Raw genomic sequence first — 12,441 nt, forward strand, 5'->3', positions numbered from 1 at the left:
AAAACGCTTATAGCGAGAACAAAATTTAACCACCAAAGGTCAACAGCCCCTACGTTTTTGTCTCTCTTCTGAGTGTTTTTTTGCCGGCGAGTTGCCGGCATTTTTTACAGTTCCAGCAATAACCCGCCATCATTAGCCAATAGTAATAGCAAGTATTTACATACCAAAAATGTCGCCATTATTGGACATTTTAATGACCAAGCATATCGTAAAGTTGCACAAACAATGGATGAATAAGAGCTGCCAATTATGTGCAATTTACGTCAACGCTTCCCCAGAGCATGGAGCTTCTTCGCTACGCCTGTCCGCATGACGACAGACGCCTTCACACGTTTACTCCGCTTTCTCTACAACTGGCTGATAAGCCTGCTGGAAACCGGTGAACTGACCATTGAGCTTGAATCTGTTGGTCTGACGCCTCAAGCAGCGAAAGCGCGCTGGCAAAGAGATCGTGAAGGCGTCATCGCCATGGCGCAGCGCAATCAGGTGAAGCTTGAAATGGCAATGAGGCTCAGAGATATCAACGGGAATCTCGTCCCTCCTTCAGATGAAAGGTATGACTTTCATGTGGTGATGGGAAAAGGCTACTTCCCCATCGTCGGTAACCTGCTAATCCCCACAGGCTCCGGCACCTTTCGCGGGCAAGGCAGTTATGTCAGGCGAAAAGCGCTCTCCGGTGCACTGCGGGATGTCACCACCCACCCTACGGCGCTGTGTCCTATTGGCGGATCAAATAACGATGGGATCTACACCCAGTGCGGCTCCAGCCGTATCTTTGACTTTGCCGTAAGCGGCTGTCTAAAAGACCCTGGCGATGGCGGCAATGGCATTATGATAGGACATACGCCCCCTCAACCGAGTGTCGCTGCCAGCTCTCAACCCAACTCCCCCAAATATTGGGCAGGTCAACCCAACCGCCTGCCACAAAAACGATTTGGGTTGCCTCAGGTGTGGGAAGGAATCACCGATTTCACGCTAAATAACGGCGAAGGAGATACCGAAATCATCGTTCCTGCACGCGGCACCTACACGGATTCAAAGGAAGTACTGCTGGACGACACCATTGATGTTCCCCTCGTTCGATGGGTGCGCGCTTACGATGCGAACGGCAAAGAGATTGTCCGCATTGCGAACATCGGCAAAAAGCTCGATGGAAAATACGTTGGGATCAAAGCCTCCGACAAACAAACCACCAGCAAACCGCATGAAGAAGGCGAAACGCGGGTCTATCACAAGCCAATTAAACGCTTGGACACAACCACCACCGTGGTGGTGCCGGGTGGGCTGCCCTCTAACACCAAAACCGTTGAAGTCTCTTTCTACAATTTGGAACCCCACTACACCCTGCTTTCTCAGATGACTCCGTATCTACCCGGCAACTATTCCACCACCGCCCGCGCTTCTTACAACGAGTTTATGAACATCGTCGTTGATGCTATGCCTTGGAACGGGTTTGTCGGTATTGATGGCGCGTACAACACCCATGTCAACCTGATGGCGCGTGAAAATGGGCTCGACGGGTGGTATTTCCCCGGTGGTTATGAAGACTACATGCACAACAGTTTCATCGGCTGTGCTGCGGTCAACAATGACGGTTGGGGCATCTATATGTCAGACCCTACTCTTGGCAGCAGAAACCCGACTGATGAAAACCGCTGGCCAACCCCGGATGGTCAGCTGGAGGTTCACCGTAAATGGACCTACATTGCCTCTTCGAACGATCTCGGTAACTTTGACTGCTACGGCAACAAAGGCGGAGCGTTATATATGGGGGCTTCTTCCAACTCGATGCAAACCGGCAGCGCCGAACACCATTTCGACAGCAACAATTACGACCCCTTCAATACAACCCAGTATGGTGACCGAGCGGATCGCAACCCTCTGCGTTGGACCAGCCTTATCGTGTTCACTGCTGACGCGAGACAGAATGAACTGGTGATCACCAGTACACCGACAGATTCACGCCGGGTGACCTACTGTAAAGCGCGTTTATTTTGGGAAACGCCAAGGTCAAATAATCCAGACAGCAATATCTATAGTGGACTGAGTGGCAACCACTACACGCATCCAAGGTCGGATGATTTGGGTTCTTTAGTCAACGTTCGTCCACCCTCTATCGCTCACCTACATATCACCCCTTATGACGAACATGAGCGGGCGGCTGGTGATCTGCAAGCGGAGAAAGGCGGCGCAGTGGAATTACAGGGGTTGTTTTCAGCGACCAGAACCGTGCTGTTCAGACCTTGGATCTACGAAATTTCACCGCCGAAGAACCACCTTCCCCATGGCTGGAAGGTAGTGTTTTCCGCCAAAGACAAAAAGCTACCTGGCGCAGGGAAAGATGTTGCCCTTTCTGCTGACTCAATTGGTATTGCAGGCCAGCATAAGTTGGACACTTTGTACTTCGGCACGCACGTACACAACTTCAAGGGGGTGTCTATCGAACCTGGAAAAGTCTTCACTATCTCTACCGACATACCGTTTCTTAGCGAAGATTTTGATGATATCGACATGAACCTGTTGTCGGTTTCGGCGAACTATCTGGTCGACGAAATCAAGAAGACATCAGGAACGCCAGCACCGAAACTGCCAACGTCCCTGTTAGTCATGCCTGCCAGAATACGTTTGTGGAAAAATGCCGCTGGCGCGAAGAAGTTCTACGTGGAAATACCGCTGCTGAATACCGATGACGACGCCGTCAGCTTTCCAGATACCACTGATCGTAAACATTATTTCAAGATTAAAGTGGAGACCGCCACAGAAGACGATTCAGTCTAGCTGAGTCATCCCTAATAGGAGAAAGATAAGAGAAAGGGAGAGCTTAGGCTCTCCCTTTCTCTTGCATTCGCGGATTGTTTAAGCCCACTTAACTGATTCAGGCAATGTTTGCTCGAGAGCGAAGATGTGGCGAATCAATTGCGCTTCATGGGTTGCTTCGTGTTCAAGCAAATAAACCAACAACTCGTCTCGCTCTGGCGTCCAGTGGCTAATGGTATTTACCACTTCATCGAACGCGACTTCGGAAGATTTCAGTTTCTCGATCACATCGCCACGACGTTCGGTCGATGCCAGTGAACATTCAAAGCCTGCCCATTCACCTTTTAACAACGATTTCGTATAGCTCTCCCGCGCACCGACAATACACCACATATGTTCACCAACAGACTTATTCTTCGGTACATTCAAATGGGTGGTAAACAGCTCTGGGTTTAAGGTATCAACAATCTCATTTAATGATTGAAAACGTTCGCGCAGGTTCTTTAAAACAACGTCTCTCATGGTCTTCCTTGGGCTTTGAAACGAAAATCTGCACGAACCTTACCACATCAAAATACTGTATATTTAGACAGCTATCTCAAATCAAACTTTTGACCATGAAATAGAATAATTTTCATATTTCATATAATTACGTATTCATCAAACGCTTTACCCCAAACTTTTAATTGGTAGCTACGAAACTCAGGTACTAATAAGGGTCTTGTTCGATAATCGCCTTTGCACGAGCCAGACTTGCTACCTCCATGATCCAAAGACCACCAACATACACGCCCCCCTCTTCATCTCTTAGCCCACCGCCAACCAGAATCTCTGATTGGTTGGCGCGCAGAAAATCGAGATGTGCCTGACCATGCTGTTTACGGTGTTCAAGCATCTCTGGAGTATCAGTAAAAACCGCAACCACTCTCATCGTTCTTCTCCTTGCTGGGCATCCAGCCCGTAATCTCTCACCACGTTTGCAACGCGAATACGATAGTTTTTAAACAAGCTTTCTTTTCCTTTTTGCTGCGCCAGTTGATGACGAAGGTTATTCCGCCAATGAGCGATCGCCTCTTCACTTTCCCAGAAAGACAGCGACAACATACGCTCCTCATTAGTCAGACTCTGAAAGCGCTCTACTGAGATAAACCCTTCCACCTCCATCAGTTCCTCACGAAGTACGGCAGCTATGTCAAGATACGTGCTTTTGTGCTCAGTATGGGGTTCCACTTCAAAGATAACGGCGATCATTTTGCTACCCTCGCTCCTTGCTTGTAGGTCGCATCCACCACTCTTAGGAATGAACGTTTTTCAGCTGCAATAAACTGCTCTTTGTTGGCGAACAGAAAATTCCGCTTCCCCGCCTCATCCGATCTAAGCCGTTCGCGGTAGGTTTCATACGATGCTAAATCTGGAAACGAAATCAGGCCATAGGCCACATCGTTAGTGCCTTCATGGGGCATGAAATAGCCCAGTAAATCGCCTCCACACTCAGGAATAATCTTTCCCCAGTTCTTGGCATATTTTTCAAACTGATTTTGTTTGAACGGGTCGATACGGTATTCAATAAAACAGGTGATCATGGCGCCACTTCCTTATCCATATTGAGCGTTGGATAACAGCTTAAGCGTTGAAATCACCCTACGCTTCGAGCGTCATCGAAGTATTCTCTACCCCCGACTGCTAACCTTATCGCAGTCACATCATCGAGTTTTTGAAATGGAACCGGACATCACTCAAACCGCCGCACTTGTTGCCGACAGCGCCCGATCAAAAATGCTCATTGCACTGCTTGGCGGTAAAGCGTTGACCGCAACTGAACTGGCGCTGGAAGCCGATATTTCCGCGCAAACTGCCAGTAGCCACTTAGCAAAGTTGGTCGAGGGTGGTTTGCTGGTAGTGCGAAAACAAGGTCGCCATCGATACTTCCAACTTGCCGGTTATGAAATCGCAGAACTGCTCGAACAACTGATGAACGTAACCGCTACCATCAAACCCATTCCGACTGGACCTAGCGATGCATCACTTCGTCATTCACGTGTATGTTATGACCACCTAGCGGGTGAAGTTGCGGTTCAACTCTATGATTCTCTGGTGGCGCAAGGTTTGATTGAAGATGCGTTAATTGAGGCGAAGCTGACGGAAAAAGGGAAAGCATTCTTTATTGACTTGGGTGCTGACATCGAAGCGTTTGAAAGACAAAAGCGTCCTGTTTGTAAAGCCTGTCTGGATTGGAGTGAAAGGCGAACGCACATAGCGGGGAGCCTTGGAAAATGGATATTGGAACATTTGCTGAGCCAGGGTTGGGCGCAACAATTACCGGACTCGAGAGTTATCGAATTTACGCCTAAAGGTATCATCCGTTTCAGACAGACTTTTATTGCATAACGTACTGATTCAAAGTCGCATTAGTGACTCAATTAGGGCCTAGAGACGATCTGAATCCGTTAGCTACACTTAGCTCAACACAATAACAACGAGCTAAGGACAAGGACGTTATGAGCATACCCATTCCCCACCGCCCAAGTGGTGTTCTACTTGGTGACCCAGCCGCATCCGTCACCATCGATGTTTTCGTCGACATTCAATGCCCGCATTCACGTGCTATCTGGCCGAACCTGATGGCGGTAATGGAGCATTACAAAGGGCAGTCAGTGAGCCTTAAAACTCACCTCATTACACTAAGTAACCACCGTCAGGCGTGGGACATGAGTTTGGGTTTATTTGCTTTGGCAGAGAGTGATTCAGAGAAGTTTTATCGCTTCGCCACCTTCCTGTATGAGCGGCAGGATACTTTCTACAACGGCCAGTTTCTCCATAAGACCCATGAAGACTTGAGAAACTTGGTTGCTGATTACGCCGTGGAACATGGCAAAGTTGACCGTGAGGCTTTCATCGAGCGAATGGACAGTAGCGATGTTTACGTGCAGGGCAGAACACCGATTCGCTATGCGGCGACGAGATCAGTCTGGGCTACACCCACGGTGTTTATTAACAATGCGGGCTTGGTTCCGGTCGACCACCATTCCAGCTTGGAAGACTGGCAGGCGGCGATTGATCCCTTGTTGAAATAGCCAAATAGAGTAAAAAGAAAAATCAGCCCCGAGAGGCTGATTTTTTATTCCCTTACAAACCGTTAAGAGAGGTCTGCTTTATCCGCTGCGGCAATCTGTTGTTGCGCTTTTTCGGATTCTGATTTGAGCAAATCAAACCACTTCTTGCCGTCTTTCACGTTCTCCTGGAACCAAATATAAACCGGCGCTGCGGATTCCTGGAACTTGGCTTTTTCTTCCGGAGTAGGCACGTAAAGCTTACCGCCGGCTTTCTTGAAGGCATCGTAAGCAGCAATCGATTTACGCTTCGGAGAAGCGAACGTTGCCTGTTGCAGTGCACGGAAGCCATCCACAATCACTTTACGTAGCTCTGGTGGCATATCCAGGAAAGCTTCGTTGTTCATGTACCAAAGCGCTGACATGTAGGCATGGCCATCCAAGGTAACGTATTTCAAGCCTGCTTCTGGGAACTTCATGCCCATGATATCGGTGATACCGTTTTTCGAGCCTTCAACCACACCCGTCTGGAATGAAGTGTAAAGCTCAGGCCATGGGATTGGCGTTGGGCTTGCACCCAGTGCTTTCACCAGTTCCTGTGGCAAGTCAGCAACCACGGTGCGGATTTTCAGCCCTTCCAAATCACTTGGCTGTTTCACTGTGCGCTTGGTATTGGCAAAGTTACGCCAGCCCCCGGTGTTACCGATCGCCATCAAACGCAGTTTGTCGTCAGTGTCCGCAAGGATTGCTTTACGCAGTTCTCGCACGAAATCGCCTTGCAGCACAGCTTCTGCAGTGCGGTCATCTGGCAGCACATACGGAAGGTCGAGAACCTGAATGTACGGGAACATGTTCGCCGCACCGCCAGAGGTAGAAATATAGATATCGACTGAACCGTCTTCTACCGCCTGAATACACTCGGTACCGTTACCGCAAAGCTGGGTACCGATATAGAGATCAACTTTGATTTTGCCGTTCGAGTGAGATTCAACGAAGTCTTTAAAGACGATCAGACCATCATAGTCTTCGTCGTTTTCGTTGGAGTTAGCCACTGCGCGAAGGTTGAAGTCCGCCGCCATGGCAGGCACTGACAATGCTGTGGTGGTCATTAATCCAGCCAACAACGCCAGTGCACTTCCCTTCAATGCTGTACGCATTTTATTTACCGTTATTTTCATACTTCACCTTTTCACTTCCGTGATTGCCAGCCCGAAGGCTGTTCCACATAAGGTGAGAACTTACGTTCTCGGTTGCTTGTTAAGAGTAAAAAACCGACTCAAGCCAGACCCAGCCACTGAGGGATAGTCATAGAAAGAGACGGGAAAAACGTAATCAGGAAGATCACTACCACTTCCACTGCCAGAAACGGCAGAATCGCGCGGGACAGCGTTTCGACTTTCTCGCCGGATACGCTTGATGCCACAAACAGCACCAGTCCCATTGGAGGCGTCGCCAAGCCCACCGTGAGGTTCACACTCATGATGATGGCGAAATGCACTGGGTCTATGCCCAGACTGACAAAAACCGGCGCCAGAATTGGCCCCAGAATAATGATGGCCGGACCTGCATCGAGGAACATGCCAACAATAAAAAGCAGGATGTTGATAAGGAACAGTAAGATCAGCGGATTCTCACTGATGCTCAGCGTCCAATGCGCCATGGACTCAGCTGCATGGGAAAGCGAGACCACGGTTTTGAACGCCAGTGCTGCGCCAACCAACAATAGAATTACGGCTGACGACTTGGCACTTGCGGTAAAAATGTCCGGGATGTCTTTCAGCTTCACAGTGCGAAGCACAAACATGCCGACGACCAAGGTATAAAGCACCGCAACGGCAGAAGCTTCCGTCGGTGTAAAGATGCCACCCAATATGCCGCCCAGAATGATCACGGGGGTTAACAGCGGCCAGAAGGCCTTTCTGGTGGCTGTTCCGCGTTCGCGCCATGTTGCTTTTTCACTGGCAATCGGCAGGTTCTGGCTTTTCGCCAGCAGTGCGATCAATAGCATCAAACCACCACCAATCATCACACCGGGAACTACTCCCGCCGCAAACAGTGCTGCCACTGAAATTTCCATGGTGTAGGCGTAAATAATCATGATGCCGGAAGGCGGAATGATTGGGCCAATCACTGAGGAAGCCGCGGTAATGGCGGCCGCGAACTTACGTGAATACCCGTTTTTCTCCATCGCAGGGATCATCATCGAGCCGATGGCAGAGGTATCCGCCACGGCAGAACCGGAAAGCCCCGCAAACAGCATGCTCGACATCACGTTGACGTGAGCCAGACCACCGCGAACATGACCAATAAGTGATTGCGAGAAATTCACCAGACTCAGGGTGATCCCACTTCGGTTCATCACCTCACCCGCGAGCATGAAGAATGGAATGGCCATCAGGGGGAAAGAATCGATACCGTTGTAGATATTACGAAACAGCAGTGGAATATCCCTGTCCATGCCTTCTGCATAAAGCATGAACCCTGGAGCGGCGAGCAGCGCGAAAAACACCGGCATGCCGACAAGAAGGAAAACCAAAAACAGAGGTAGAAAGAAGATCAACATTTACAGCCACATCCTTATGATTACCAACGCCTGACTACTCAGCTTTCTCCAGCTTGCGCAGCGATGGCATCCTCTTCTTTGTGAGTAAGCGCTTTAAGAAACATTTCTAAATTCGCGAGCAACATGGTGCCGAAACACACCGGCATCGCGAGATATATCCATGCCCGCTTCAGCGGAAATGACGCTGCACGGGTTCGAAAGCCGCGGTCAAAGAATTCCAGTGCGATGACGAACAGTTGGATAAGAACAGCAAAGGCAATCACCAGCAGCAGAATCCGAATTACCTGCGCCACTTTTGGTGACAGATAATTGAAAATCATATCGATAGAGACAAACATGCCCTTTCGATACGCCTGCCCTGCAACCAGTGCCATCATCCAAATCATCAATGCCCGGGCGACTTCTTCCGGCCAAGGCAATGCAGCATTGAATACATAGCGACACACCACCTGCAGCAAAATGCTGGACACCATCAAGGCCACCAGCACCCAAGCTACGGATGCGCCAATGCGATCCAATGTGTTATTGACGGTTTCCAGCACCGAAATGACTGACTTCACCACTGCCATTAAGCGACTTCTCCTACCTTGCCGAAGCGGCTGCGTTCAAACACCAATCCATCACCCTGCTGCGAGTGAAAGTCGGTCACTTTGCCAAGCAGAATATCGTGGTCGCCCGCACTGACGACGCCATTTAAGTCGCAGTCAAACCAGGCCACAGCGCCTTCAATGATGGCACGGCCACTCGGTGCACGTTGGATCTCCACACCACGGAAGCGCTCTTCATGGCTGTCACGGCAGAACTTCATCGCAAGCTCGGAATGTTCCACCGCCAGCACGCTCACTGTGTAACCACCAGACTCCAGAATCGGTTGTTTGGTTGACGATGTGCGGTTGATGCTCCAAAGCACAATCGCTGGCTCTAAAGAAACAGAGTTGAACGACGAGCACGTCAATCCATAATCCTGCCCTTCATGGCGCGCTGTAATCACTGTCACGCCGGTGGCAAAGCAGGAAAGTGCGTTTCTCAGTTCGCGGCTCATGCGACTTCCTCCCCTGCTGCAGCCGTCCAAAGTTCAAACCAAGTCTCTCTATCTATCGAGACTTTCAGCGCGTCGCTTATGCCACGGATACGTTCAAGATTGTTGGTACCCAACACAGGCAAAATGCCTGCAGGGTGAGCGAGTAGCCAAGCGATCGCCACGGCATCAATACCGACATCGAACTTCTCGGCCTCACGATGCAACAAAGGTTTCACGCGCTGCGCCGCCTCGCTGTTGCCAAATAATTCGCCGCCAGCCAGTGGCGACCATGCCATCGGCTTTATGCCGCCTTTTTGCATGAATGCCACTGTACCGTCGGTAAAGGACTCCCGGGTCATCAGGCTCATTTCAATCTGGTTGGTCACTAATGGATGACGCATACCAGATTGCAGCAACTCCCAATCCCACGATTTAAAGTTCGACACGCCAACCGCTTTCACCAAGCCTTCATCTATCAGTGAATCCAGCGCATTCCCTGTTTCACTATGATCCATAAACGGATCCGGGCGGTGTATCAGCAGTAAGTCTAGGTGGTCAGTTTTCAGGTTTTGCAAAGAGTTGGTAACTGACTGACGAATATGCGCTTCTGAGGTGTCGTAGTATTTAACACGACGGTTCGGGTATTTTTCTGACAGCAGCATGATGTCGCATTTCGACACCAACTGAATCTGGTCACGAAGTGAAGGAGTCGCTTCGAGCACCTGACCAAATACCTCTTCACAGGAGTAGTCACCATAGATGTCAGCATGATCAAAGGTGGTGATGCCTTGCTCCAGACACGCATCAACTTTCGCGCGAACATGCGCCTCTGAGGTGTTCTCATCATCCGACAAACGCCAAACGCCATAAACTAAGCGGCTGAAAGCAGACAGTGACGGATGCAATTCTGTATATTTCATTATTTGCGCTCTCCTGCGCCAAGTGGAGTCAAAGGGGTGGTCGCCGGAACACGGCCGTATTCTTCAGGCATTGAGCAGGTTTTTAGCTCGGGCAGAATTTTCTGACCAACAATTTCACATTCAGATTTGTGCGGGTAGCCAGAGAAGATAAAGGCGCGGATACCCATTTTCTTGTAGCGTTCAATCTTAGTCAGCACCTGATCGACACTGCCCACCAATGCTGCACCGCAGCCAGAACGGGCGCGGCCAACACCGGTCCAAAGATTCGGTTCAGTAAAACCAAACTGGTCTGCCTGCTCACGTTGTTTAGACTGAAACGCCACGCCAAGACTCTTCGAATCCAACGCGCGTTCGCGAATCGATTGACCAAAATCGTCGTCGAGTTTCGATACCAGAGACTCAGCATATTCACGGGCTTCGGCTTCGGTATCTCGAACAATCATATGAACACGAAGACCATAGTCGAGAGTGCGGCCATGACGTTGTGCCACTTCATTCACCGCTTTCATGCGTGATTCCAACATGTCTTCGGTTTCTGGCCACATCAGGTATACGTCACAGTCTGAACCACACAATTCAAGGGCATCCGGAGAATAGCCACCGAAGTAAAGAAGTGGACCACCGTTTTGCTGATAGGGACGAACAGGATCGGCAGAAAGCGGGTCGAGTTTGTAGATTTCTCCGTCGTAGCGGATTTCATCTTGCGTCCAGGCTTGACGAAGAATATCGACCACTTCTTTTGAACGGCGGTAGCGGTATGCGCTATCGGCTTTCTCACCTGGGAAATCAGAGGAGATGACATTCAACGTCAAACGCCCTTTCATGATGTGATCAAGCGTCGCAACCGAACGGGCCAACATCGCCGGATGCACTTCTCCACAACGAATTGCTGCAAGCAAATTGATGCGCTCAGTAAGCGGCCCCATTGCGGAGGCAAACGTCAGGGTGTCTTGCCCAACCTGATACGAGGACGGGCAAAGAATGTTGCGAAAGCCCTGCTTCTCGGCAGTCAAAACGATGTCGCGTGTGTTTTCCCAACTGCTTCGCAACGCACCATCAGGCACACCCAAATAGCGATAATCGTCGCTACAAAGCGGCGCAAACCAAGATACCTCGGCTGCATCTAACCCCTCACTCGTGATAGGCACGACACTCATCTGAACTCTCCTGTTCTTTTTGCAAAAAGCCAACCAACGTTATTGTTCTTGTTGCTTTTCATCCTCATCGAAATGAAAATGATTAGTGAATGAATTGTTAATAAATGCTATAAGATTTACAAATAAAGTAAATCAATGATGAATGAATTCATTCGCTCTCTGAGCGAGGAAACAGAAATAAGCTCAGTAACCTTCTAATATATCGACGGTTATTAATTTTGAGATTTTCAGAAAATGAGTGAATCAACACGATTACCCTTGTTCATCCAGATAAGCGAGTTGTTGCGCAGAGAAATCTCGGCGGGTTATTGGTTGCCGGGAGAAAGGCTGCCTACTGAAGCGGAACTGGCAAAAAAGCTGGGCGTTGCTGTCGGCACGCTGCGCAAAGCGCTGAACGAGCTTGAACAGAATGGATTGCTGGAAAGGATTCAGGGCTCCGGCACTTACGTGAAAAACACGCCTGACAATTCGGCTGTATATCACTTTTTCCGCCTGGAGTTGAAATCCGGTGGTGGTTTGCCAAACGCCGATTTTCTAAGCGTGGAGCAACACACCAATACTTATGTGGCTTCTTTGTTGGGGTTGGAATCAAACGCGCAACTATGGCGTTTCCGCCGCTTGAGAAAACTCGACCAGCAACCTGCTGCCATGGAAGAAATTTGGATAAGCGGTGAGCACAAAGACGACATCGCCCCAAACGATCTCGTGGAATCACTGTATGTGTATTACCGCGAAAAACTTGGCTTTTGGATTTCAAAGGTGCAGGACAGCATCACGGTCGATCATGTACCGGACTGGAAGCACCAAGACTTTAGACCTGAGGTTGGCTCTGCATGCGGCTATATCGAGCGCTTGAGCTGGTCAAACCGGGATCGTATCGAGGAAGTTTCTTTCACTTGGTATGACCCGGTAAACGTGCGCTATGCAGCGCGATGGACATAACGACAACGATAGCCTCTCAGGCTACCAAACA

Annotated in this window: 14 protein-coding genes; 4 read left to right on the forward strand and 10 right to left on the reverse strand. The window is 49.7% G+C overall.

Annotation, left to right across the window (positions count from 1 at the left end; all coding sequences use genetic code 11):
• Positions 1–249 precede the first annotated feature (249 nt).
• A complete protein-coding gene (locus tag RN22_RS16610) occupies positions 250–2,778 on the forward strand; it encodes a hypothetical protein (protein WP_046305936.1) in 2,529 nt (842 codons plus the stop codon).
• Positions 2,779–2,856: 78 nt separating this feature from the next.
• Here RN22_RS16610 and RN22_RS16615 read toward each other — a convergent pair whose 3' ends face one another.
• The 4 genes from RN22_RS16615 to RN22_RS16630 form a co-directional block, all read right to left on the reverse strand.
• Positions 2,857–3,279 carry a hypothetical protein gene (locus RN22_RS16615; protein WP_046305938.1) on the reverse strand — a complete coding sequence of 141 codons (423 nt, stop codon included), beginning with the start codon at positions 3,277–3,279 and terminating at the stop codon, positions 2,857–2,859.
• Between the two features lie 187 nt (positions 3,280–3,466).
• Positions 3,467–3,688 carry a YciI family protein gene (locus RN22_RS16620; RefSeq protein ID WP_197076309.1) on the reverse strand — a complete coding sequence of 74 codons (222 nt, stop codon included), beginning with the start codon at positions 3,686–3,688 and terminating at the stop codon, positions 3,467–3,469.
• Entirely contained in the window at positions 3,685–4,008 is a 324-nt protein-coding gene (locus RN22_RS16625; protein ID WP_046305940.1) for an antibiotic biosynthesis monooxygenase, read from the reverse strand. The genes RN22_RS16620 and RN22_RS16625 overlap by 4 nt, the downstream gene beginning before the upstream one ends.
• Positions 4,005–4,340, reverse strand: coding sequence for an NIPSNAP family protein (locus tag RN22_RS16630; RefSeq protein ID WP_046305941.1), 336 nt, complete (start codon positions 4,338–4,340; stop codon positions 4,005–4,007). The genes RN22_RS16625 and RN22_RS16630 overlap by 4 nt, the downstream gene beginning before the upstream one ends.
• Before the next feature lie 136 nt (positions 4,341–4,476).
• Here RN22_RS16630 and RN22_RS16635 point away from each other — a divergent pair, with 136 nt between their 5' ends.
• The gene (locus tag RN22_RS16635) at positions 4,477–5,145 is read left to right on the forward strand and encodes a helix-turn-helix transcriptional regulator (protein WP_046305945.1); all 669 of its coding nucleotides are present in this window, start codon (positions 4,477–4,479) and stop codon (positions 5,143–5,145) included.
• A gap of 110 nt (positions 5,146–5,255) precedes the next feature.
• Positions 5,256–5,831, forward strand: coding sequence for a thioredoxin domain-containing protein (locus tag RN22_RS16640; RefSeq protein ID WP_046305948.1), 576 nt, complete (start codon positions 5,256–5,258; stop codon positions 5,829–5,831).
• A gap of 62 nt (positions 5,832–5,893) precedes the next feature.
• Here the strand turns inward: RN22_RS16640 and dctP are convergent, their stop codons facing one another.
• The 6 genes from dctP to RN22_RS16670 all read right to left on the reverse strand — a co-directional run bounded on the left by dctP (position 5,894) and on the right by RN22_RS16670 (position 11,468).
• Positions 5,894–6,985: a TRAP transporter substrate-binding protein DctP gene (gene dctP, locus RN22_RS16645; RefSeq protein ID WP_046305950.1), complete on the reverse strand. Its 1,092-nt coding sequence runs from the start codon at positions 6,983–6,985 to the stop codon at positions 5,894–5,896.
• A gap of 98 nt (positions 6,986–7,083) precedes the next feature.
• Positions 7,084–8,370, reverse strand: coding sequence for a TRAP transporter large permease (locus RN22_RS16650; RefSeq protein WP_002540010.1), 1,287 nt, complete (start codon positions 8,368–8,370; stop codon positions 7,084–7,086).
• Between the two features lie 38 nt (positions 8,371–8,408).
• Positions 8,409–8,939 (reverse strand): TRAP transporter small permease, encoded by a 531-nt coding sequence (locus RN22_RS16655; RefSeq protein ID WP_046305952.1) that lies wholly within the window; start codon positions 8,937–8,939, stop codon positions 8,409–8,411.
• Complete coding sequence (locus RN22_RS16660; protein ID WP_002540006.1) at positions 8,939–9,412, reverse strand: flavin reductase family protein; 474 nt, start codon at positions 9,410–9,412, stop codon at positions 8,939–8,941. Before RN22_RS16660 ends, RN22_RS16655 begins: the two co-directional genes overlap by 1 nt.
• Complete coding sequence (locus RN22_RS16665; protein WP_046305954.1) at positions 9,409–10,311, reverse strand: aldo/keto reductase family oxidoreductase; 903 nt, start codon at positions 10,309–10,311, stop codon at positions 9,409–9,411. The genes RN22_RS16660 and RN22_RS16665 overlap by 4 nt, the downstream gene beginning before the upstream one ends.
• Complete coding sequence (locus RN22_RS16670) at positions 10,311–11,468, reverse strand: LLM class flavin-dependent oxidoreductase (protein WP_002540003.1); 1,158 nt, start codon at positions 11,466–11,468, stop codon at positions 10,311–10,313. The genes RN22_RS16665 and RN22_RS16670 overlap by 1 nt, the downstream gene beginning before the upstream one ends.
• Positions 11,469–11,702: 234 nt before the next feature.
• Here RN22_RS16670 and RN22_RS16675 point away from each other — a divergent pair, with 234 nt between their 5' ends.
• Complete coding sequence (locus RN22_RS16675) at positions 11,703–12,410, forward strand: GntR family transcriptional regulator (RefSeq protein ID WP_046305956.1); 708 nt, start codon at positions 11,703–11,705, stop codon at positions 12,408–12,410.
• Positions 12,411–12,441: the final 31 nt, after the last annotated feature.

The sequence above is a fragment of the Grimontia sp. AD028 genome, from assembly GCF_000973155.1.
Taxonomy (GTDB): Bacteria; Pseudomonadota; Gammaproteobacteria; order Enterobacterales; family Vibrionaceae; genus Enterovibrio; species Enterovibrio indicus.